The sequence below is a fragment of the Actinoplanes sp. CA-030573 genome (assembly GCF_050951115.1).
Classification (GTDB): domain Bacteria; phylum Actinomycetota; class Actinomycetes; order Mycobacteriales; family Micromonosporaceae; genus Actinoplanes.
In genome coordinates, this window is the sequence record NZ_CP192038.1 from 5,551,002 (window position 1) to 5,572,968 (window position 21,967).

At 72.5% G+C, this 21,967-nt stretch carries 20 protein-coding genes; 11 read left to right on the forward strand and 9 right to left on the reverse strand.

The window, feature by feature from the left end; genetic code table 11:
• Positions 1-129 precede the first annotated feature (129 nt).
• Positions 130-1,530 carry a glutamate decarboxylase gene (locus tag ACQP2F_RS25705; RefSeq protein WP_433291533.1) on the reverse strand — a complete coding sequence of 467 codons (1,401 nt, stop codon included), beginning with the start codon at positions 1,528-1,530 and terminating at the stop codon, positions 130-132.
• 112 nt (positions 1,531-1,642) lie between these two features.
• On the opposite strand from ACQP2F_RS25705, the gene ACQP2F_RS25710 reads away from it, so the two are divergent.
• From ACQP2F_RS25710 to ACQP2F_RS25720, 3 genes are read left to right on the forward strand one after another with little or no spacing between them, the layout of a single operon-like run.
• Positions 1,643-2,254 carry a hypothetical protein gene (locus tag ACQP2F_RS25710; protein WP_433291536.1) on the forward strand — a complete coding sequence of 204 codons (612 nt, stop codon included), beginning with the start codon at positions 1,643-1,645 and terminating at the stop codon, positions 2,252-2,254.
• 41 nt (positions 2,255-2,295) lie between these two features.
• The gene (locus tag ACQP2F_RS25715; protein WP_433291538.1) at positions 2,296-2,718 is read left to right on the forward strand and encodes an SRPBCC family protein; all 423 of its coding nucleotides are present in this window, start codon (positions 2,296-2,298) and stop codon (positions 2,716-2,718) included.
• Entirely contained in the window at positions 2,718-3,050 is a 333-nt protein-coding gene (locus ACQP2F_RS25720; protein WP_433291540.1) for an ArsR/SmtB family transcription factor, read from the forward strand. The genes ACQP2F_RS25715 and ACQP2F_RS25720 overlap by 1 nt, the downstream gene beginning before the upstream one ends.
• A gap of 41 nt (positions 3,051-3,091) precedes the next feature.
• Here the strand turns inward: ACQP2F_RS25720 and ACQP2F_RS25725 are convergent, their stop codons facing one another.
• The 3 genes from ACQP2F_RS25725 to ACQP2F_RS25735 form a co-directional block, all read right to left on the reverse strand.
• Positions 3,092-4,525, reverse strand: a complete 1,434-nt coding sequence (locus tag ACQP2F_RS25725) for a gamma-aminobutyraldehyde dehydrogenase (RefSeq protein ID WP_433291542.1) — start codon at positions 4,523-4,525, stop codon at positions 3,092-3,094.
• 109 nt (positions 4,526-4,634) lie between these two features.
• On the reverse strand, positions 4,635-5,168 hold the full coding sequence (locus ACQP2F_RS25730; RefSeq protein WP_433291544.1) for a GNAT family N-acetyltransferase: 534 nt from the start codon (positions 5,166-5,168) through the stop codon (positions 4,635-4,637).
• 53 nt (positions 5,169-5,221) lie between these two features.
• Complete coding sequence (locus tag ACQP2F_RS25735; protein WP_433291546.1) at positions 5,222-6,286, reverse strand: hypothetical protein; 1,065 nt, start codon at positions 6,284-6,286, stop codon at positions 5,222-5,224.
• Between the two features lie 589 nt (positions 6,287-6,875).
• Here ACQP2F_RS25735 and ACQP2F_RS25740 point away from each other — a divergent pair.
• The gene (locus tag ACQP2F_RS25740; protein ID WP_433291548.1) at positions 6,876-7,316 is read left to right on the forward strand and encodes a GNAT family N-acetyltransferase; all 441 of its coding nucleotides are present in this window, start codon (positions 6,876-6,878) and stop codon (positions 7,314-7,316) included.
• Positions 7,317-7,538: 222 nt separating this feature from the next.
• Here the strand turns inward: ACQP2F_RS25740 and ACQP2F_RS25745 are convergent, their stop codons facing one another.
• Positions 7,539-8,177 (reverse strand): TetR/AcrR family transcriptional regulator, encoded by a 639-nt coding sequence (locus ACQP2F_RS25745; protein ID WP_433291550.1) that lies wholly within the window; start codon positions 8,175-8,177, stop codon positions 7,539-7,541.
• 102 nt (positions 8,178-8,279) lie between these two features.
• Here ACQP2F_RS25745 and ACQP2F_RS25750 point away from each other — a divergent pair, with 102 nt between their 5' ends.
• Positions 8,280-9,305, forward strand: a complete 1,026-nt coding sequence (locus ACQP2F_RS25750) for a hypothetical protein (protein ID WP_433291553.1) — start codon at positions 8,280-8,282, stop codon at positions 9,303-9,305.
• Between the two features lie 43 nt (positions 9,306-9,348).
• Here the strand turns inward: ACQP2F_RS25750 and ACQP2F_RS25755 are convergent, their stop codons facing one another.
• Positions 9,349-9,969 carry a hypothetical protein gene (locus tag ACQP2F_RS25755; RefSeq protein ID WP_433291555.1) on the reverse strand — a complete coding sequence of 207 codons (621 nt, stop codon included), beginning with the start codon at positions 9,967-9,969 and terminating at the stop codon, positions 9,349-9,351.
• Between the two features lie 156 nt (positions 9,970-10,125).
• Here ACQP2F_RS25755 and ACQP2F_RS25760 point away from each other — a divergent pair, with 156 nt between their 5' ends.
• Together ACQP2F_RS25760 and ACQP2F_RS25765 are read left to right on the forward strand one after the other, a co-directional pair.
• Positions 10,126-12,144, forward strand: coding sequence for a sensor histidine kinase (locus ACQP2F_RS25760; RefSeq protein WP_433291558.1), 2,019 nt, complete (start codon positions 10,126-10,128; stop codon positions 12,142-12,144).
• Positions 12,141-12,779: a response regulator gene (locus tag ACQP2F_RS25765; protein WP_433291561.1), complete on the forward strand. Its 639-nt coding sequence runs from the start codon at positions 12,141-12,143 to the stop codon at positions 12,777-12,779. Before ACQP2F_RS25760 ends, ACQP2F_RS25765 begins: the two co-directional genes overlap by 4 nt.
• Before the next feature lie 6 nt (positions 12,780-12,785).
• On the opposite strand, the gene ACQP2F_RS25770 is transcribed toward ACQP2F_RS25765, so the two are convergent.
• A complete protein-coding gene (locus tag ACQP2F_RS25770; protein ID WP_433291563.1) occupies positions 12,786-13,991 on the reverse strand; it encodes a saccharopine dehydrogenase family protein in 1,206 nt (401 codons plus the stop codon).
• Between the two features lie 203 nt (positions 13,992-14,194).
• On the opposite strand from ACQP2F_RS25770, the gene ACQP2F_RS25775 reads away from it, so the two are divergent.
• The 3 genes from ACQP2F_RS25775 (at position 14,195) to ACQP2F_RS25785 (ending at position 17,220) form a co-directional block, all read left to right on the forward strand.
• Entirely contained in the window at positions 14,195-14,653 is a 459-nt protein-coding gene (locus tag ACQP2F_RS25775) for an Lrp/AsnC family transcriptional regulator (RefSeq protein ID WP_433291565.1), read from the forward strand.
• Positions 14,650-15,939: an NAD(P)/FAD-dependent oxidoreductase gene (locus ACQP2F_RS25780; protein ID WP_433291567.1), complete on the forward strand. Its 1,290-nt coding sequence runs from the start codon at positions 14,650-14,652 to the stop codon at positions 15,937-15,939. The genes ACQP2F_RS25775 and ACQP2F_RS25780 overlap by 4 nt, the downstream gene beginning before the upstream one ends.
• A 192-nt stretch (positions 15,940-16,131) precedes the next feature.
• Positions 16,132-17,220, forward strand: coding sequence for a hypothetical protein (locus tag ACQP2F_RS25785; protein WP_433291569.1), 1,089 nt, complete (start codon positions 16,132-16,134; stop codon positions 17,218-17,220).
• A 151-nt stretch (positions 17,221-17,371) separates the two neighbouring features.
• Here the strand turns inward: ACQP2F_RS25785 and ACQP2F_RS25790 are convergent, their stop codons facing one another.
• The gene (locus ACQP2F_RS25790; protein ID WP_433291572.1) at positions 17,372-20,017 is read right to left on the reverse strand and encodes a glycoside hydrolase family 3 protein; all 2,646 of its coding nucleotides are present in this window, start codon (positions 20,015-20,017) and stop codon (positions 17,372-17,374) included.
• Positions 20,018-20,166: 149 nt separating this feature from the next.
• Here ACQP2F_RS25790 and ACQP2F_RS25795 point away from each other — a divergent pair, with 149 nt between their 5' ends.
• Positions 20,167-20,550: a DUF1801 domain-containing protein gene (locus ACQP2F_RS25795; protein ID WP_433291574.1), complete on the forward strand. Its 384-nt coding sequence runs from the start codon at positions 20,167-20,169 to the stop codon at positions 20,548-20,550.
• Positions 20,551-20,577: 27 nt separating this feature from the next.
• On the opposite strand, the gene ACQP2F_RS25800 is transcribed toward ACQP2F_RS25795, so the two are convergent.
• Positions 20,578-21,960: an aspartate aminotransferase family protein gene (locus ACQP2F_RS25800; protein WP_433291577.1), complete on the reverse strand. Its 1,383-nt coding sequence runs from the start codon at positions 21,958-21,960 to the stop codon at positions 20,578-20,580.
• Positions 21,961-21,967 lie beyond the last annotated feature (7 nt).

The window sequence follows — 21,967 nt, forward strand, 5'->3', positions numbered from 1 at the left end:
GGATCGGCGGCGGGTCAGGCGTGGTGGCCACCGCCGCATCACCTCTTCGCACCTTGCCGCCCGGACGTTCCGTGCCGCCGTGTGCAAAGCCTAACTACCCGGCGGGGGCGACCGGGTCGGTGACATGGCTCAGTAGCCGGTTCCGGTTTTGACCCGCTGGCGGTCGTGCGGGTGCAGGCCGCCCTTTTCGGCCAGCACCTTGCATGCCGCGGCTATGTCGTCGGCCAAGGTCTCGACCATGGTGTGGCCGAGGGTCAGCTTCACCAGCGCCCGCATGATTTTGATGTGGTCGGCGTTCGGCGGCAGGGTGTAGGCCGGCACCATCCAGCCGCGCTCGGCGGCCAGCTGGGACGCCACGTCGAACTCGTCGAAGTTGTGGTCGCCGTCGAGCTGGAAGGCGACCAGCGGCAGCTGCTCGTCCTTCTCCGAGCCGATGATGCGGAAGTCGCCGATCGCGCCGATGCGCTGGGCCAGCTGGCGGGCGTTGGCCTGCATCGTCTGCATGATGTAGCGGTAGCCGTCGTGGCCGAAGCGGACGAAGTTGTAGTACTGGGCCAGCACCATCGACGAGCCGGTGGAGAAGTTCAGCGTGAACGTGGCGTCCCGCTTGCCCAGGTAGTTCTCGTAGAACACCAGGTCGTCGGGCAGGTCCTCGGGCGACCGGAACAGCAGCCAGCCGATCCCGGGATAGACCAGGCCGAACTTGTGGCCGGAGACGTTGATCGAGCGCACCTGGGGCAGCCGGAAGTCCCACTCGGTGTGCGGGTACAGGAACGGCCAGACGAAGCCGCCGCTGGCCGCGTCGACGTGGATCGGCACGTCCAGCCCGCGCTCCTCCTTCAGGCGTACGAGCAGGTCGTTGATCCCGACGATGTCGTCCGCGTGGCCGGTGAACGTCGTGCCCAGCACCGCTCCGACGCCGATCGTGTTCTCGTCGACGTACGGCTCCACGTCCTCGGGGCCGATCGTGTACTTGTCCGGCTGCAGCGGGATGATGCGCGGCTCGACGTCGAAGTAACGGCAGAACTTCTCCCACACCACGTGCACGTCGCCGCCGAACACCAGGTTGGGGCGCGCGGTGTCCTTGCCGGCCGCCTCCCGCCGGGCCCGCCACTTCCACTTCAGCGACAGCGCGCCCAGCATGATGGCCTCGGACGAGCCCTGGGTACGCGTCCCGGTCGTCTCGCCGGGCGCGTGGTAAAGGTTGGCCAGCATCCGGATGCAGCGCTGCTCGATCACCGCGGTCTGCGGGTACTCGGCGTGGTCGATGTAGTTGCGGTGCAGGTTCTCGGCGATGATGCGCTGGGCCTCGGGCTCCATCCAGGTGGTCACGAAGGTCGCCAGGTTGCGCATCGGGATCCCGTCGAGCACCAGCTCCTCGCCGAGCAGGCGCATAGCGTCGGCCGAGCGCATGCCGTGCTGGGGCAGCTGGTGGTCGGGCGCGGGCTCGAGGAGGAACCGGTTGCCGTACTCGCGGGCGAGGGCGTCGAGGCCGTCCAAGACCGGGATGAGGTGCTCGTCAGACGTCATCGGTCCAACCTCTCCCGCCCCCGCGCGTCCGCGCCTCATCCGGCCCGGGTGACGCGCCCCTGCGTACGGGCGGATGAACTTGCGGAAGCACCGCCGGCGAGAGGAGGCTCCGATGCGCCGCGCGCTGTGGATAGCCGTGCTGTTCGCGGCCGGCTCGGCCTGTTTCCTGGTCGCCCCGATCCCGGCGTTCCTGCGCCTGGTCGGCCCGGCCGCGGACGGTGCCGTCTTCTTCGCCGGATCGCTGCTGTTCACCTCGGCCGCGGCCCTGCAGTGCCTCCAGACGGCCGAGCTCGACCGCAAGACGCACCGGCTCGACTGGTGGAGCAGCGGCGTACAACTGCTGGGCACTTTGTTCTTCAATGTGACCACGTTCCGCGCGCTGCGGGTGTCGCTCGACTCCTCCAGCTACGACCGCCTGGTGTGGCGGCCGGACGCGTTCGGCTCGATCTGCTTCCTCGTCTCCGGATACCTCGCCTACGTCGCGGTCAGCAGGCACCTGCTGGGCCTGCCGCGCCGGACGATGGAATCGGCGATCGCGACGGTGAACCTGCTGGGGTGCGTGGCGTTCGGCATTTCGGCGGTGGCCTCGTACGTCGTTCCCACCACCGGGAACGAGCGAAATCTGGCCGTGGTCAACACGTTCACCGCACTCGGGGCGCTGTGCTTCCTGATCGGCGCCGTGCTGCTCGGCCGTTGCGAGGCGCGACGTCTTACCGTACGGTAATACATTACCAAGCGGTAAGACGTGAGGAAGAGGAGAGCCCCATGCCCGAGGTCGCCCGGTCCATCGACATTCCCGCGCCGCCCAGCCAGGTCTGGCGGTGGCTGTCCACGCCGGAGGGGCTGCGCCACTGGCTGTCGCCCGAGCTCGAGATCGACCTGACGCTCGGCGGCGCCTACCGGATGCCCGGCGGCGACGGCGAGACCTGGATCAGCGGCGTCGTGCTCGAGATGGTGCCCGAGGGCCGGCTGGTGCTCTCCTGGCTCGAGGAGGACGCCGGCTGGATCCATCCCGGCCGCCTGGTCGTCACGCTCGAGCCGATCGCCGGCGGCACGCGGGTCGGCCTGGTGCACGACGGTTTCGCCGGCATCGGCAAGACCGGGTGGACCGACACCATGGAGGCGTACGAGCGGGGCGCCGACAAGCATCAGGTGCTGCGGCGCCTGGCCGGGGCCGTCGCGATCTGATGGCGAGCCAGGACGACCTGTTCCGGGCGCTGGCCGACCCGACCCGCCGGCGCGTCCTCGACCTGCTGGCCGAGCGCGGCAGCCTGACCGTCGGCGAGCTGGCCGACCAGTTCCCCGGCCTGGTGGCGTCGGGCATCTCCAAGCATCTGATGGCGCTGCGCGCGGCGGGCCTGGTCACCGCGACCAAGAGGGGGCGCCATCAGATCTACGCGATCGACGCCGACTCCCTCGCCGGCGCGCTCGCCCCGTGGCTGGCCAAGTATGAGGCGTACTGGCAGAGCGCTCTTCTCCGCCTGCGTGACCTGGCCACCCGGGAGCAGGAGGAACGGTAGGCCCGGGTCCCCCTCGGCCCGGGCTCACCTCGCCGGAGCGCTCAGTCGAGCGAGTGCATGACGTGCTTGATCCGGGTGTAGTCCTCGAGGCCGTAGACCGAGAGGTCCTTGCCGTGGCCGGAGTGCTTGAACCCGCCGTGCGGCATCTCGGCCACCAGCGGGATGTGGCAGTTCACCCAGACGCAGCCGAAGTCGAGCCGCTGGGTCATCCGCATCGCGCGGCCGTGGTCCTTGGTCCAGACGCTGGAGGCCAGGCCGTACTCGACGCCGTTGGCCCAGCGGACCGCCTCGTCCTCGTCGCTGAACTGCTGGACGGTGATGACCGGGCCGAAGATCTCGTCCTGGATCACCTCGTCGGTCTGGCGCAGGCCGGAGACGACGGTCGGCGAGTAGAAGTAGCCCCGCTCGCCGACCCGGGCGCCGCCCGCGTTGAGCACCGCGTGGTCGGGCAGCCGGTCGACGAAGCCCACGACCCGGTCGAGCTGGCGCGCGCTGTTCAGCGGGCCGAACAGCACGTCCTCGTCGTCGGCGGCGCCGGTCTTGGTCGACTTGGCCTGCTCGGCCAGCGCGGCCACGAAGTCGCCGTAGACACGCGGCGAGGCGAGCACCCGGGTCGCGGCGGTGCAGTCCTGGCCGGCGTTGAAGTAGCCGCCGACCGCGATCGCCTCGGCCGCGGCGGCGATGTCGGCGTCGTCGAAGACCACGACCGGCGCCTTGCCGCCGAGCTCGAGGTGGGTGCGCTTGAGATCGGCCGCGGCGGCGCTCGCCACCTCCATGCCGGCCCGCACCGAGCCGGTGATCGAGACCATCTGCGGCGTGGGGTGGCTGACCAGCTGACGGCCGGTCTCGCGGTCGCCGACCACCACGTTGAGCACGCCCGGCGGCAGGAACTCGGCCGCGATCTCGGCGAGCATGACGGTGGTGACCGGGGTGGTGTCGGACGGCTTCAGCACGACCGTGTTGCCGGCGGCGATGGCCGGCGCCAGCTTCCAGACCGCCATCATCAGCGGGTAGTTCCACGGCGTGACCTGCGCGCAGACGCCGACCGGCTCGCGCCGGACGTACGACTCGAAACCGTTCAGGTACTGCCCGGCCGACCGGCCCTCGAGCAGCCGGGCCGCGCCCGCGAAGAACCGGATCTGGTCGATCGCCGGCGGCAGCTCCTCGCTCTTGGTCAGGCCGAGCGGCTTGCCCGTGTTCTGCGACTCGGCCGCCACCAGCTCGTCGGTCCGCGCCTCGATCGCGTCGGCGAACTTCAGCAGCGCCTGCTGCCGCTCGCTGGGCGTGGTGTTCCGCCACGTCTCGAACGCGGCCGACGCCGCCTCCATCGCCTTGTCGACGTCCGGCTTGCCGGACACCGGCGCCGAGGCGAAGACCTCGCCGGTGGCCGGGTCGATCAGGTCCTCGTAGCGGCCCTCGGCCGGCGCCGACGAGGCGCCGCCGATGAAGTTGTGCAGCACGGTCTTGGCGGTCACTCGATCTCCAGACGCAGGAAAGGACACATCCCGGCCCATCTTTCCACCGATTCCGTAGCTGACAAGAGGTTGAAGCGACGACTTCCGTCAGACGGCGCGGCAGTCGCCGTCAGCGCAGACCCACGCAGTCGTAGCGCCAGAAGGTGTCCGAATACACCAAGGTGCCGGTCATCCACGTCTCGTAGGCGGGGAGCCGGAACACCTGGAAAGCCGCGTCGGGGATGCGCAGCGACGGCTTGCGGAAGCCGAGCCCGGCCGCGGGCTCGAAGCCGCTCCGGGAGTAGTAGCGGGGATCGCCCTCGAGGAACACCAGCGGGACGCCGCGCTCGCCCATCTCGTCGAGTCCCGCCCGGATCAGCGCCGTCCCGAGGCCGCGGCCCTGCCACTGCGGCAGGATGCCGAGCGGGCTGAGCGTCTGCACCGGCACCAGCTCGCGCGGCGCGTCCAGCAGCGTACGGCTGAACATGATGTGCCCGACGACCTCGCCGTCCTCCTCGGCCACCAGCGACAGCGCGCCCGGGTCGTCGCGGCGCAGGGCCGCCACCAGCTCGGCCACCGTCTCGCCGTGGCCGCCGCCGAACGCGGCCCGGTTCACGGCACGGACCGCCTCGTGGTCGCGAAGCTCCTCCATGCGAACGGCCATGACCGGAAGGTAGTGGGCCCGGTGGTGGCGGCCAACCGATTTACCTCTTTGGCTCAGCCGGTGACCTCGACCGTCCCGGCCAGCCGTCCGAAGTGGATGTTCGCCGGGCGGTGGCCGGGGATGCGCTCGGCCGGCGCGACGGTCACCGGGACGCCGTCGTGGGCCTCGGCGACCTCCAGCCACGGGACCATGCGGTCGTGGGCGCGACCGAGATCCCAACTGCGGCCGTACGGCGGGGGGTCGAGCACCACCACGCGGCGGTCCTCGACGACGGGGATGTCGGCCGGCCTGCCCTCGACCGCGATGTACCGGCCGTGGGCGTCGCTGAGCTGGACGCGCGCCTCGATGCGGCCCGCCTTGCCGGCCGGCCCGGTGGTGCTGGCCGCCAGCCAGGCCGGGTCGACGTCGCGGCCGAAGGCGTCCGCGAGCATCGTGTACAGCTGGAAGTTCTCGGCGATGCCACCGATCCGGACGGTCCAGGCCCGTCCTTCGGCCCGGTCGACCACCAGCAGTTGCTCGTCGTCGAGCACGGCCAGCACGTCCTCGAGGCGGCCCAGGTCGCCGCGGACCTGGCTCAGCTCGCGGACCAGCCGCAGCGCCTCGTCGCGCCGGGGAAACGCGGCCCGGGCCGCGCGGTCGGTCAGCACCGAGGTGGCGGCCGTCGCCCACTCCTCGAGGGGGAACCAGCCGTTGGCGTATTCGACGGCCCTGTCGTGCGGGAGCCCGGCCCGCCGGGGCAGGCGCCGCCCCCGGGTCAGCCGGGCGATCGACCCGTCGTACGCGTCCTGCGCCCCGCCCGGGTTCGGCGGCCGCTCCTTGCCGCCGACCATGGCCCGCCACGTGCCGGCGAACCCGGACGCCGCGGTGAGCACCTCGAGCAGCCCTCGCGCGATCGGCGCCACCACCGGTCCGGGCGGCGCGCCGTTCTCGACCAGGGCGCCGGCGATGATCGCGAGGTGACCGGCCATCGCGGCCGGGACCAGGTCGAAGAGGCCGGCCAGCTCGCCCAGGGTCTCCGGGCCACCCTCGGCCGCGGCGACGCCGAGATCGGGCATCGCGAGCTGAAAGGAGACGAGATCCCCGGCGCGGGCCAGGTCGTAGAGGGACGCGATATCCACGGCGGGCAAGCATAGGGGAGATCGCTCGTGGCTCCGTTCGTTGACCGGCCCGCGCTCCGCCCCGGCCCTAACGTGCGTCCGCTGCCTCTAGCCCAGGCTGCCTCTACCCCACCCCGTGCACTGGGTGGGGTGAGAATATGGCCGGGGTGTGACACTTCCGGCGACTCATCCACAACGGTCACGACCGCGCCCAACCTCACCGGACAGACCTGGCAGGCTATGTGCGGCTGCGGCCGGTCGGGATGGTCGCGGCGTCAGGGTGACTCGATCTGCTGCGGGGCTCCACCGCCGATCCGGGCCAGGCTGCACGAGCGCCGTCGTTCGAGGCTGGCGGTGATCGTGCGGATTCCGGGCGGGACCGGGGGACCTCGGCCGGCCGCTGTGCGGCGTGCGCACGGTAGCCAAGGTGCGGGTGAGCGTTGCGGCGTAGTTCCCGGCTGACCGCCGACGGACCCCGGCCGAGTTCGGCGGCGATCTGCCGGACCTTGGAGTGTTCCCGGCGCCGGTCGGCGAAGTGGATCCGGGGGCGAGAATGCGGCCGGGGTAGGACACTTCCGGCGACTTGTCCCCACCTGGAAGGATCTTGTGGATGGGACCCGCGGTGCGACTGGCCGAGATCGACGACGACAACTGGCGGGCGGTGGCCGACGTCGCCCCGCGCGACGACCAGCGGCGTTTCGTCGCCGCGCTCGGCGCCCGCTACCTGCTGCTCTCGATGCGCGACGGCGTCTGGCACTCGCTGGCCGTCATGACCGGCGACACCGTGGCGGGCCACGTGATGTGGGCCCGCGACGGCGACGTCCACTGGATCGGCGGCATGCTGATCGACGCTCCCGCCCAGGGCGCCGGCCTCGGCCGCGCGACGGTCGAGGCCATCGTCGACCACCTGCGAACCGAGCAGCGGGCCGGCGAGATCCGCCTCTCCTGCCACCCCGACAACACCGCGGCGATGGCCCTGTACCGTTCGATGGGCTTGACCCCGACCGGCGAGCTGGAGGACGACGAGCTCGTCCTGGCGCTCACCCCGTGACCCCGGCGTTCCGCCTGAAGCGAGGCCCGACCGGCTTCCGCGGCCGCGACGAACTCGAGCTGCCGCTGATCGACGACCGTATCTTTCGCGCCGGCTGCCACGAAGCCGCCCGCCGCGCCCGGGTGCCGTCGAGGAGGCCGGCGGCCCCGGCTACCCGCGGGCTCGGCACGCGGCGCGGATCGGTGGTCTTCGGTGCTCGCTCACGCCGGACCCGGTCATGACTCACCCGCGACCGGAGCATCGTTCCGCGGCGTCGAAGGCGGGCGCGAGCGGATCCAGCACCGCACGAAGCTGATCTGGCAGTGACCCGCTGGGTATGACCAGCCCGGCCGCGCCAAGGCTTCCGGGCCGCAGCCAGCTCTCCAAGCCGATGCGAACCGCCACCGCCACGCTCGCGGCGAGAACGCGGGCCGTCTGCCCTCCGGCGTCACCGAGGCGCTCGCCTATCACCGCCGCGAGCGAGGGCGCCATGCCGGCAGTGGTGTCGAGGAACGCGTCGCGCAACGCGGGCCGGGTGGTGATCAGCAGCAGCGCCTCGCGTTGCCGGTCGCCGGTGTCGGTGTACTGCTCGACCACCGCCTCGGTGACGGCGTCGGCCAGACGCATCTTCGGAGACCGGGCCGCGACCGCAGCCGCGATCCGTGCCTCCCGGTCCGCGGTGACGGCGGAGACGATCGCCTGCTCGCGACTGGCGAAGTAGTTGTTGTAGGTGCGCGGCGACACCCCGGCCGCCTCGGCGATGTCCTCGACCCGCACCTGGTCGGGTCCGCGTTCCACCGCCAGACGGAGGGCCGCCGCGCGCAATGCCTCCCGCGTGGCCAGCTTCTTGCGCTCCCGCAGCCCGGGATCCGGCGTCGTCACGGCGTCAGCATTCCACAAATATCTGCGTACGCGCAAAGTTGCGTTTACGCACTTTTCTGCCAGCCTCGGCCGCACGACCGACGCCGGCGGAGAGGACGCACCATGCGAGCCAGGGGGATGACCTACGACACCGGATTCGTGGTGGACGGCCGGATATCCCGCGCCCGCCTCGACCCCGCCGAGGTCCGGCGCGAGCTTGCGATCATCCGCGACGACCTGCACTGCAACGCGGTCCAGATCATCGGCGGCGATCCGGACCGGCTGGAGCTGGCCGCCGGCGCCGCCGCGGACCTCGGCCTGGAGGTCTGGTTCTCGCCCTATCCGCTGGAGCTGGACCCGGAGCGGATTCTCACGCTTTTCCGCGACTGCGCCGAGCGTGCGGAACGGCTCCAGCGGCGGGGAGCCACCGTCGTGTTCGTCGCCGGCGTCGAACTGAGCGTGATGAACCGCGGGTTCCTGCTCGGGCAGAGCCCCGAGGAGCGGGTCGCGCGGCTGATGAGCCGACCCGAGCGCCGGGCCGAGGCGATCCGCGCGCTCGGCGTACGCATCAACGCCTTCCTCCGCGACGCCGTGGCCGCCGTCCGCGAGCGCTTCGAGGGCCGGATCACGTACGCGTCCATCCAGTTCGAGCAGGTCGACTGGACTCCGTTCGACGTGGTGACGATCGAGCTGATCCGCTCCGCCGAGGTCGCCGACCGGTTCCGCGCCGCGGTGCGGACCCTGGCCCAGGGCCCGAAACCGCTCGCCATCACCGGGTTCGGCACCGCGGCCTACCGCGGCGCCGGGGACCGCGGTGGGCGGGTGCTGGAAGTGGTCGAGCACGACCCGGAGACCAACGTCCCGGTACGGCTCGACGGCGTGTACGAGCGGGACGAGGCCGGCCAGGCCGCGTATCTGGACGAGCTGCTGGAGATCTTCGAGACCGAGGGCGTCGACAGCGCGTTCGTGTTCCTGTTCGCGTTGGCGGGCTACCCGCACCGCCCGGACGGCGACCCCCGGGACGACCTGGACCGCGCCGGCCTGGGCATCGTGAAGATCCTCGAAGGGCGCCGGGGGCGGACCTACCCCGACATGGAGTGGGAGCCCAAGGCCGCCTTCGCCGCGGTGGCGCGGCGCTACCGGCGGTGACCCGTGCGGGGGCCGGCCCCACACGGGTCATGAAGACCGGCGGTCAGTCGCGGGCCGCGGTCAGGTGCGGGCGCAAGGCCAGGATCAGGCCGAGCGTCGTGTAGCCCACCAGCAGGTGCGCGACCCCGACGAACTGGCCCACCGTGGCGCCGAAGACGCCCATCGCCGGTACCGTGACCACGGCCCAGCTCTCGGCGACCACCGGCCAGAAGCGGGCCGGGCCCCGCCAGCGGCCGGTCACGGCGATCTTCACGCCGATGACGAACATGCCGAGCATCGACAGCGGCCAGAACATGTCGAGCGCGTGCATCCAGACGGCGTCCCGGGAGCCGGGCATGGCGGCGTGCAGGACGGTCCACAGCGTGGCCAGCGTGAGCAGCGCGTACTCGACCCGGAGCAGGCCCCGGGCCAGCCGCGAGGTGCCGGTGGCGGCCGTCCGCAGCTGGGTCGTGACCAGGGCGAACAGGCTGATCTGGAAGGGCAGCGCGCCGAGGTCGTTGACGAGCATCGCGGTCGGGTCGGTGTCCTGCGGGTTGTAGACGGCCATCGCGGCCGCCCACACGGCGGCGCCGCCGGCCACGAGCCGGCCGGTCCGGCGTACGGCCGCGGTGGTGGTGTTGATCGGGGTGTCGAGGGCCGGAGCCGGCTGGACGGTGACGGACATTGCGTTCTCCTTCGTCGGTGACGGGGAGAACTCTGCGGGGCGGGCGTCCCGGGCCGGCAGGGCCGCGCGCCACCGGAGCGGTCCCCGAAGTTGTCCCGGCCGGGCCGGGACATCCGCCCGCTGACCGCGGGACACGTGACCTGCCAAGATGTGCGCGTGAAGAGGGCAATCCCGGTTCTCGCCGCCGCCGTCGCGTTCGTCGTGGTGGCGGCGGTGCTGGACGCGCAGGTTCCGGCGGCGCATCGCGAGCTCATCGGCATCGACCTCGGCTGGACGGCGGGGCTGCCCGGTCTCGGCCTGGTCGTGCCGGGCGCGATCCTGCTGCGGCGGCTGCCCCGGCACCCGGTGGCGTGGCTGCTCTGCGGCTCGGGCCTGCACTGGTGCCTGGACGGGGCGGCCGGCTCCTGGCTCGCCTACGCCACCTACGCCGGCCGGCCGGGCGCGGACGCCGCCTTCTGGGTCTACCAGCGCCTCGGCGCGACCCTGCTGATCTGGCTGCCGTTGCTGCTGCTCATCTACCCGACCGGCCGCTTTCCGAGGAGCTTCTTCGCGTACGCGTCCCTGGCCGCCGCCTCCCTGGCACCGCTCCTCACGCTGATCGTCCCCTCCGAGGTCGCCCAGGCCCGCGACGGCAACCCGCTTCCGGCCCCGTTCGCAGCGCTCGACCTCGACCCGTTCTCGCTGCCGCTCCCGGACGGCTGGTGGCCCCCGCTGCTCTCCGCCGCCTGGATCCTGCTGCCGCTCGGCGTCATCGGCGCGTTCGCCCTGGTGGTGCGCCGCTACCGGGCCGCGACCGGCGACGACCGGCTCGCGCTGCGCTGGCTGACCTGGGCCGCCGTCGTCGACGTGCTGGTCATGGTGGCCCAGCTGGTGGTGCCGGAGCTGGCCGGCGTGGTGCTCGGCCCGGCGATCGCGCTCACCGGCGGCGCGATCGCGGTGGCCCTGGTGCGGCCCCGGCTCGTCGACGTCGACCGGCTGCTCGGCGGGACCCTGCTCTACGCGGCGATGGCCGTCACCGTGCTGGTGGTGGACGCCTGCGTGCTCGGCGCCACCGGCGCGCTGCTCGGCGAGCGGCTGGCCGAGCGGGACGCGGCGGTGCTGGCGTTGCTGCTGGTCATGGCCGTCTACGGTCCGCTGCGGCACCGGCTGTGGCTGGCGATCCGGCGGCTCGTGCTGGGCCGGCGCGACGACCCGTACCGGGTGGTGGCCGGCCTGGCCGAGCAGCTGGAACGGTCCCGGTCGCCCGAGGACGAGCTGCTGGCCGTGGCCCAGGCCGTCGGCGCCGCGTTCCGCTCCCCCTACGTGGCGGTCGAGGTCGACCGGGCCGGCGGCGAGCGGCTGGTGGCGACCTGCGGCGAGCCGGCCGGGCCGAGCCGGGCGCTGCCGATCACGTATCGCGGGGAGACCGTGGGCCGGGTGGTCCTGCCCGCGAGCGGCGCCCGGGTGGCCCTGTCCGCCCGCGACGAGCGGCTGCTCGGCGACGTGGTGCGCCAGGCCGCGATCGCCGCCCGCTCGGCGTACCTGGCCCAAGAGCTGCAGCGCAGCCGCGAGCAGATCGTGGCCGCCCGCGAGGAGGAGCGCCGGCGGCTGCGGCGTGACCTGCACGACGGGCTCGGCCCGGCGCTGGGCGGGGTGGCGCTGCGCATCGACACCGCCCGCAACCTGGGCGCGCGCGACCGCGCCGGTGACGTGGACAAGCTGCTCAAGCAGGCCCGCGAGGACATCACCGCGGCGGTCGCCGACGTGCGCCGGCTCGTGCACGACCTGCGCCCGCCCGCGCTCGACGACGTCGGCCTGCTCGGCGCGGTCCGCCAGCAGGCGGCCCGGCTGCGCGCGCCCGGCCTGGCCGTGACCGTCGACGGCGGCGCCGGCCTCGACGGCCTGCCGGCGGCGGTCGAGGTGGCCGCGTACCGGATCGCCTCCGAGGCCCTCACCAACGTCGCGCGGCACGCGTCCGCCGCCACCTGCCGGGTCCGGCTGTCGGTCACCGACGGCGCCCTGCTGGTCGAGGTCGTCGACGACGGCGTCGGGATCGCGGCCGGCACGCCCGCCGGCGTCGGCCTGGTCTCGCTGCGCGAGCGCGCCGCCGAGCTGGGCGGCGACTGCCGGATAGAGTGCCCGGACGGCCGCGGCACCGCGGTCCGGGCCCGACTGCCGATGGGGGTGCTGGTGTGATCCGCGTGCTGGTGGCCGACGATCACCCGATCTTCCGCGAGGGGCTGGCCATGCTGCTGACCTCGGTCGGCGGCATCGAGGTGGTCGGCACCGCGGCCGACGGGGTCGAGGCGGTGGCGGCGGCCGGCCGGCTGCGGCCCGACGTCGTGGTGATGGACGTGCAGATGCCCCGGCTCAACGGCGTCGAGGCGACCCGCCGGCTCAGCGCCGAGCTGCCCTCGGCCGGCATCGTGGTGCTGACGATGAGCGAGGACGACGGGACGGTCTTCGCGGCGGTGCGGGCGGGCGCGCGGGGCTACCTGGTCAAGGGCGCGGAGCAGGAGGAGATCGTACGCGCGATCAGCACCGTGGCGGCCGGCGGCGCGGTCTTCGGCGCCACCCTCGCCCAGCGGATCGCCGAGTTCTTCGCCGCCGGGCCGCCCGCGCCGACCGACGCCTTCCCTCAGCTCACGGCCCGTGAGCGGGAGATTCTCGAGCTGCTCGCGGCGGGCCGGTCGAACGCGCAGATCGCGGCCGCGCTCTACCTGTCGCCCAAGACCGTGCGCAACAACGTCTCCAACGTCTTCGCCAAGCTCCAGGTGGCCGACCGCGCGGAAGCCATCGTGCGCGCCCGCGAGGCCGGCCTCGGTCATTGACCCCGGCTACTGCTCCCGCATCTCCCACGGCGAGCCGTACTCGACCAGCTTGGCCAGGAACGGGATCGGGTCGAACGCCTCCGGCCCGAGCACGCCACTGCCCCGCCACTCGCCCGCGGCCAGCAGCTCGAGGGCCACGACCGGGTTGACGGCGGTCTGCCAGACGACGGCCTGGGCACCGTACTCCCGCATCGACCATTCGTTGTCGACCAGGTGGTAGAGGTAGACCTCGCGCGGCGCGCCGTCGGTGCCGAGGCCCTTCACGACCGTACCGGCGCAGGTCTTGCCCGTCATCTTGTCGCCCAGGGTGGCCGGATCGGGCAGCACCGCGGCGACGACGTCCCGCGGCGACACCTCGGCCGCGCCCACCCGGACCGGCTCGGTGCGGTCCAGGCCGAGCTTGTGCAGCGTGCGCAGGACCTCGATGAACTCGCCGCCCAGCCCGTACTTGAAGGTGACCTTGCCGGCGTCCACCCAGCGCGGGATGAGCAGCACCTCCTCGTGCTCGACGTGCACGCACTCGACCGGGCCGATCCCGCCCGGGAAGTCGAAGATCTCCGGCTCGCTCAGCGGGACGGTGGTGAACCAGCCCCTGCCGCGCTCCCAGATGACCGGCGGGTTCAGGCACTCCTCGATCGTGGTCCACACCGAGAACGACGGCGCGAACTCGTAGCCTTCGACCTCGAGGTTGCCGCCGTCGCGGATGCCGACCTCGTCGATCCGGGAGAAGAGGTGGTCGGCGGCGTAGCGGGCGAAGATGTCCGACAGCCCCGGCTCGACGCCGATCCCGACCAGGGCCAGCCGGCCTCGGCTCTCCCACCGGTCGGCGACGGCGAACTGCTCGTCACCGAGTTTCACCCCGGTCTTCGTGTACGGGTCGGTGGCGTGCGCGTGGGAGAGTGACATCGCCATGTCGAGGTAGTCGGCTCCCGCCTCCAGGGCGCCCTCGAAGACGGGCATCACGAACCGGGGGTCGACCGCGTTCAGGACATGCGTGATGTTCTCCCGCCGGCACAGCTCGGCGATGGCGGCACTGCTGGATGCGTCGACGTGGGCGGCGGTGAACCGCTCGTCGCCGAGCGCGTCGACGCAACGCTGGGCGCGGGCGAGGTCGTAGTCGGCGACCACGAACCGGGAGAAGAAATCGCGGCGTGCGGCAATGCCGGCCGCGGCGGACCCTACTCCGCCCGCGCCGACAACCAGGACGCGCATGAGGTACACACCTTTCGGTCTTCTGATCACTGAAACCGTGTCCCAAGAGCCTCCTGACGACTGAAAGACTTGTCAAGAGCGATCAACTCTGCGATAAACGCAGGAGCCACCGCCGTCCGGAAGGGACCGCGATTTCCTTGACCACCGCAAACCGGACGAGCGACACGATTGCCGTCCACCCGAGCCCGGGGAAGAATCGCGGCGTGACGGCGGACCTGGCTCTGGATCAGATCAACAAGCAGATCATCGAGCACCTGCAGCGGGACGGGCGGATGTCGTACGCGACGCTCGCCAAGGAGATCGGCCTTTCCGAGGCCGCGGTACGCCAGCGGGTGCAGCGCCTGCTCGACGGCGGCCTGATGCAGATCGTGGCGGTGACCGACCCGCTGACGCTCGGCTTCGCGCGGCAGGCGATGGTCGGGCTCAAGGTGAACGGCGACCTGCGGGCGATCGCCGACGAGATCGCCTCGATCCCCGAGGTCGACTACGTGGTGATCTGCGCCGGCGGCTACGACCTGCTGGTCGAGCTGGTCTGCACCGACGACGAGCACCTGCTCGACCTGCTCAACGAGAAGGTCCGCACGATCAAGGGCGTGACCAGCTGCGAGACCTTCATGTACCTCAAGCTCGCGAAACAGACGTACGCCTGGGGAGTTCGATGACCGCACCGTCCTACTGGTTGCACACCCTCGGCCCGCTCACCCCGCGCCCGCCGCTCGACGGCGACCTGGACGTGGACGTGGCCATCGCCGGGGGTGGCTACACCGGCCTCTGGACGGCGTACTACCTGTCACGGGCGGCGCCCGGGCTGTCGATCGCGGTGCTCGAGGCGAAGTACTGCGGGTTCGGCGCCTCCGGACGCAACGGCGGCTGGGCGTCCGGGCTCTTCCCGGTCTCCGAGGAGAAACTCACGCGGCGGTACGGCGCGGACCGTGCCGCGGCGATGCATGCGGCATTGGCGGACGCCGTCGACGAGGTCGGCCGGGCGGCGGCGGCCGAGGGCATCGACTGCGACTACGCCAAGGGCGGGACGATCACGCTCGCCCGCACGCCCGCGCAGCTCCGGCGGGCCCGGTCGGCCCCGGGCTTCCGGTCCGCGGCCGAGGCGTCGGCGATCTGCGGGGCGTCGAACGTGCTGGGCGGCGTCTACAGTCCGCACTGCGCCGCGCTCCATCCGGCCAAGCTGGTCCGCGGTCTCGCCGCGGCGGTCGAGGCCCGCGGCGTCCGGATCTTCGAGGGCACGCAGGTCCTGCGCCTCGGGCCGGGCGCGGTTTCGACCTCGCGCGGCGTCGTGCGGGCGAAGACGGTCGTCCGGGCGCTGGAGGGCTACACCGCCGGGCTCGCCGGCCACAAGCGCCACCTGGCGCCGGTCTACTCCCTCATGATCGCGACGGAGCCGCTGCCCGCGCCGGACTGGGCCCGGATCGGGCTGGCCCGCCGGGAGACGTTCAGCGACGAGCGGCACATGATCATCTACGGCCAGCGGACGGCCGACGACCGGCTCGCGTTCGGCGGTCGCGGGGCGCCCTATCACTTCGGGTCGCGGATCGAGCCCTCGTACGACCGGGTGCCGGCCGTCTTCGACATGCTGCGGGACACGCTCACCGAGATGTTCGGGATCGAGCCGGCGATCGCGTACCGGTGGGGCGGGCCGCTCGGCATCCCCCGCGACTGGATGCCCTCGGTCGGTCTCGAGGACGGGGTCGCCTGGGCCGGGGGCTACGTGGGCGACGGCGTTGCGGCTGCGAACCTGGCCGGGCGTACGCTCGCCGATCTGATCTCCGGCACCGAGAGTGACCGGACCGCCCTGCCCTGGGTCGGCCACCGCTCGCGCCGCTGGGAGCCGGAGCCGATCCGCTGGCTCGGCATCAACGCCGCGCTGCGCGCGACCACCTGGCGCGACGCCTGGGAGCGGCCGCGCGCCTCCGCGACCCGCCCGGGCGAATAGGGGATGCGATCGACCGGCGTCCCGTGGCACCCTCGGAGCATGACGTACGCGTATGGCATCCGGTTCGGTCGGCCCCCGACGGTGGCCTGACCCTTTCCCGTGCGTCATGCAGGCCGCCCACCCGGGCGGCCGTTCTTGTCTCCGGCCTTCTCCGCGTGGGTGGCGTCCGCCCTCATCCGAAGGAGAAGCCCGATGTCCCGCCCCACCGCTCCCGCGCTGACCCCCGCCGCCCTCGCCGCGGACCTGGCCGTCCGCGACCTGACCGACCCGGCGTCCGGCCCGCACGCCATGCAGCTGCTGGTGGCCGAGATCCTCGCCGCCGTCGGAGGACCGCGGCTGGTCCACCGCGGCGACCGCATCGTCGACGTGGCCGACAACTACGACCGGCTCGGGTACAGCCCGGTCGCCGCCGCCCGCGACTCCCGGCACAGCCGCTACGTCACGCCGCACCGGATGTTGCGGTCGCAGACCTCGGCGCTGATACCCGGTGCCTTGCGGCTGCTGGCCTCGGCCGATGTCCTCGTCGTCTGCCCCGGTGTCGTCTACCGCCGCGACGCCATCGACCGTCTCCACACCGGAACCCCGCACCAGCTTGACCTGTGGCGGGTCACCACCGGTCCCTGCTCGCGCGAAGATCTGCTCGGCCTGGTCGGTGCCGTGCTCGGGGCGGCGCTCCCGGGCGTGCCGTGGCGGACCCGGCCGGCCGCACACCCGTACACGACGGACGGGCTCGAGATCGAGGCCTGCTCCCCCGCCGGCTGGGTCGAGGTGGGCGAGGGCGGTCAGGCCGCCGCCCACGTCCTGCGCCTGGCGCCCGTGCCGGCCGGTGGTGGTCTCGCGCTGGGCCTCGGCCTCGACCGCCTGCTCATGCTGCGCAAGGGGATCGGCGACATCCGCCTGCTGCGATCGACCGACCCGCGGGTGGCCGGGCAGATGGGCGACCTCACGCCGTACCGGCCGGTCTCGGCCCAGCCCGCCGCCCACCGCGACCTCTCGGTGGCCGCGCCGGCCGGCGTGACCGCCGAGGACCTGGGCGATCGTGTCCGCGACCTGCTCGGTCCCGACGCGCACCTCGTCGAGGAGGTCACCATCCGGTCGGTGACGCCGTCCGCCGCCCTGCCCGCCGCTTCGCGCGCCCGCCTGCGCCTGCGCGACGACGAGGCCAACGTCCTGCTCCGCGTCGTGCTGCGCGACCTGCACGGCGCCCTGCCCCGGGAGCGCGCCAACGCCCTGCGGGACCGCTTGTGGTCGGGCCTGATGGCCGGCCGCGACCGGCGATGAGGCCGCCCGCCACAAATTTCCGGCGATGACCGCAAGAAGACTCTGGACTCTCCCCCTACGGGAGGGTCCAGAGTCTTCCCGACGGAAGCGGGAGGCCCCACCGCGGCGCTGGGGCGGCGCCGCGGTTGGGGCGCGGGGGTGAGGGAAGGGGTCAGGCGATGATGACGGACTTCAGCAGGGTGAAGGCGCGGGCGGTCGCGCCCGCCGACTGGGCCCGGTCGGCCTCGGCGAGCTTCGCGGCCCAGTCCCGGCCGCCGCCGCCGGCGACCACGCGGGCCTGAGCGGCGTCGCGCAGAGCGTCGAGGACGGCGTCGCGGGTGGCCGCCGCCGGGCGGCCGCTGGTCAGGGCGCGCTCGGCCGCGGCCAGCGTGGCCGCGGTGGGTCGGAGTGTGCCGTCGGGTTGCCAGTTCGGGGTGGCGAGGAGGGAGGCGACCGGCGACGAGGACGGCAGCTTGCCGGCGGCGTCCCGGATGCAGTCGTGGCCGGTCCTGGTGCGCAGGCCCCAGCCGAACGGGTAGAGGGGGTGGTAGTCCCGGTCGCCGACGTTGATCGGGACCTGGTCGACCGTGGCCGGCCAGCTCAGCGGCAGCCGGCCGGTGAAGGGGCGGTTGCCGAAGAGGACGTCGGCCACCCCGGCTCCTTCGCTGCCGGGCAGCCAGGAGGCGACCAGGGCGTCGATCGCGCCGAGTTGATCGGTGATCACCTGGGGGCGGCCGGAGACGAGCAGGACGACGCACTTGGCGACGGCGGCACAGACCTTGTCGACGACCGCTTTGTCGCCGGGCTGGAGGGTGAGGGACTTGGGCTCGTTCTGGGCCGGCGTGCACCAGCTGCAGACCGGGCCGCCCACGTCGCCGAAGCCCTCGGCGTACGGGGTCTCGCCGACGACGGCGACGCCGACCGTGGCGTTGCCGACGGGAGCCGACGCGTCGGGGCTGTAGGTGATCTGCGCCCGGGGAGCCACCTGGCGCAGGCCCTGCAGGATCGTCGTGCCGGGGATGGTGGCGGGACCGGAGCGGCCCTGCCAGTCGATGGTCCACCCGCCGGCCTGGTTGCCGATGTCGTCGGCGTTGCGGCCGGCCACGTAGATCTTCGCGTCCTTGCGGAGCGGAAGGAGGTTGCCCTTGTTCTTGAGCAGGACCTGCGACTCGGCCACGGCCCGGCGGGCCACGGCACGGTGGGCGGCGCTGCCCACGTCGGCCGTGTGCGCGTCGGAGGCGTAGGGGTGGTCGAAGAGGCCGATGGCGAACTTCGTGCGCAGGATGCGGCGGACGGCGTCGTCGATACGGGCCATGCTCACCCGGCCGGCCAGCACCTCGGCCCGGAGCACCTGCTCGAAGCGCGGAGCGGTGTTGGGCTCCATGAACATGTCGCTGCCGGCGTTCACGCCGGTGCGCACCTGCAGCGGGGTGGGCGCCGGCTCGCCGGAGGTGTCCGGCAGCTGGTGGATGCCCTCCCAGTCGGTGATCACGAAGCCGTCGAAGCCCAGGCCGTGCTTGAGCGTGCCGGTGATGAGCTCCCGGTTCGCGTGCATCTTGATCGGGTTGCCGACGCCGTCCTCGGTCCAGTCGACGCTGGAGAACGACGGCATCACGGTGCCGGCGTGGTGGTGTCGGACGGCGGTCACGTACGGCGCCAAGTCGATCCGGGCGAAGTCGCGCCGGTTGGTGATCGTGATGCCCTGGTCGATGGTGAAGTCGCCGTTGCCGGTGCCGTACTCGGTGTCGCCGTCGCCGGCGTAGTGCTTGACGGTCGCCAGCACGCCGCCCTTCTGCAGGCCGTCGATCGCGGTCTCCATGCGGATCACCAGGCCGGGGTCCTCGGAGAAGCTCTCGTACGAGCGGCCCCACCGCTCGTCGCGGGAGACGCAGACGCAGGGCGCGAAGTCCCACGGGATGCCGGTGGCGCGCACCTCGGAGGCGGTGGCCCGGTAGGCCCGCTCGACCAGGGCCGGGTCGCGGGTGGCGCCGAGGCCGACGTTGTGCGGGAAGACGGTGGCGCCGTAGACGTTGCCGTGGCCGTGCACGGCGTCGATGCCGTAGATCATCGGGATCTGCAGGGGCGTGCTCAACGCGTACGACTGGAAGGTGTTGATCATGGCGACCCAGGTGGCCGGGTCGTTGGGCGTCGGCACGGAACCGCCGCCGGAGAGGATCGAGCCGAGGCGCAGGGTGGTGATCTGGCTCGGGTCGGGGGCGATCGCGCCCCGCTCGGCCTGCGTCATCTGGCCGATCTTGTCGTCGAGCGTCATCCGGCGCATGAGGTCGGCCACGCGGCGGTCGATCGAGAGGCGGCGGTCCAGGTACGGGAGACCGTGCGCGTTGACGATGACGGTGGGCGTGGCGGCCAGGGTGGCGCCGCGGGCGGTGAGACCGAGCGGCAGCACCTTGGCGGTCGCGGCGGCGGTCGCGGCGGGAGCAACCACGGTGAGCCCGCGGACCGAGCCGGAGGAAGCGCCGGCCGGGAAGGTGACGGCCGGAGAGGTGACGGCCGGAGACCTGACGGCCGCGGAGGTGACGCCCCCGGAGGTGACGCCCCCGGCGGCGGACGACACGCCGGCCGCGGCGGCGGGCGATGCGGAGACGGTGGCCGCGGCGGCCAGCGGCCGGCCGTCCGAGGTGGTGGCGGTGAAGGCCACGGTGACCCGCGCGCCGGCGTCCACGGTCGACACCGGCGAAGCGGGCGTCAGCGTCACGATCTGGGCGCCGGCCGGCGCGGCGGCCGCGGCGGGAAGCGGGAGCAGCACGACGGCGAAGGCGCCGGCCGCGAGCGATTTGAGCGATGTGGATGGTCGCACGCCGTTCTCCTGGTGGTGGGAGGGCCGGCCGACACCGGCCCGGGGCTGACCTCGCTCGCTCGATACTCACCCCGATCAATGCTGTCAGGTAACAGTCCTGTTTCCGCCCGTAGGCATCAAGCGACAAATCGACGAGTAGGGTGACGCGCGTGGAGACCGTGGAGGCGCTGATCGAGGGCATCGCCGACGAGGAACGGCGGTCGGACGCGCGGCTCCTGGTCGCGCTCATGAGTGAGGTCACCGGCGAGCCGGCGGCGCTGTGGCCGGCGTCGATCGTCGGCTTCGGGACCTATCACTACAAATACGAGTCGGGCCGGGAGGGCGACACCGTCGCGGTCGGCTTCGCGCCGCGAAAGGCGCAGACGGTGGTGTACGTGACCGGATATCTCGACGGATACGCGGATCTGCTCGACCGGCTCGGCCCGCACACCCGCGGCAAGGGCTGCCTCTACCTGAAGAGCGTCACGAAGGTGGACGCCGGCGTGTTGCGCGCGATCGTCGCGCGCTCGCACGAGAACGCGGCCCCGGCGTGACGCCGGAGCCGCGTACTTGCAGCATGCTCAGAGGTGGTTCGACGCCTCGGTGAGCACCGAGCGCAGGATCTGCTCGATTTCCGCGAACTGCTCCTCGCCGGCGATCAGCGGCGGCGCGAGCTGGATGACCGGGTCGCCGCGGTCGTCGGCGCGGCAGTAGAGGCCGGCCTCGAAGAGCGCGTGCGACAGGAACCCGCGCAGCAGGCGCTCCGACTCGTCCTCGTTGAAGGTCTGCTTGGTCGCCTTGTCCTTGACCAGCTCGATGCCGAAGAAGTAGCCGTCGCCGCGGACGTCGCCGACGATCGGCAGATCCTCCAGGCGCCGGAGGTACGAACGGAAGAGGTCGCTGTTCTGGCGCACGTGCCCGTTGAGGTCCTCGCGCTCCATGATGTCGAGGTTGGCCAGCGCCACCGCCGAGCCGACCGGGTGGCCGCCGTAGGTGATGCCGTGCGCGAACCAGTTGGTGCCGTGCAGGAACGGCTCGGCCAGGCGATCCGACGCGATCATGGCGCCCAGGGGCACGTACCCGGAGGTGAGGCCCTTGGCGACGGTGATGATGTCGGGGGTGTAGCCGTACTTGAGGCCGCCGAAGTACTCGCCGAGCCGGCCGAAGCCGCAGATGACGTCGTCGGAGACCAGCAGCACGTCGTAGCGGTCGCAGATCTCGCGCACCCGCTGGAAGTAGCCGGGCGGCGGCGGGAAGCAGCCGCCGGCGTTCTGCACCGGCTCGAGGAAGACCGCGGCCACCGTGTCGGGACCCTCGAACTCGATGGCCTCGGCGATCCGGTCGGCCGCCCACACGCCGAACTCCTCGAGCGACATGTTCTCGTCGGGACGGCGGTAGTAGTTCGTGTTCGGCACCCGGAACGTGGACGGCACCAGCGGCTCGAAGTCCTGCTTGAGGCCGGGGATGCCGGTGATCGACAGGGCGCCCATCGACGTGCCGTGGTAGGCGATCGAGCGGGACAGCACCTTGGTCTTGAGCGGCTTGCCGACCCGCTTGAAGTACGACCGGGCGAGCTTCCACGCCGACTCGACCGCCTCCGACCCGCCGGTGGTGAAGAAGACCCGGTTGAGGTCGCCCGGGGTGAGGTCGGCCAGCCGGTCGGCCAGCTCCACCGCCTTCGGATGGGCGTACGACCAGATCGGGAAGTAGGCCAGCTCGCCGGCCTGCTTGGCGGCCGCCTCGGCCAGCTCCTGCCGCCCGTGGCCGGTCTGCACCACGAACAGCGCGGACAGACCGTCGAGGTAGCGGCGCCCGGCGCTGTCCCAGACGTAGCAGCCGTCGCCGCGCACGATCAGCGGCACCTCGGCCTGCTGGTACGACGACAGCCGGGTGAAGTGCAGCCAGAGGTGGTCGCGGGCGGCGCCGGACAGCTTCTCGAAGTCGGGTGACTGAAGGTCGCTCAAGGGGGGC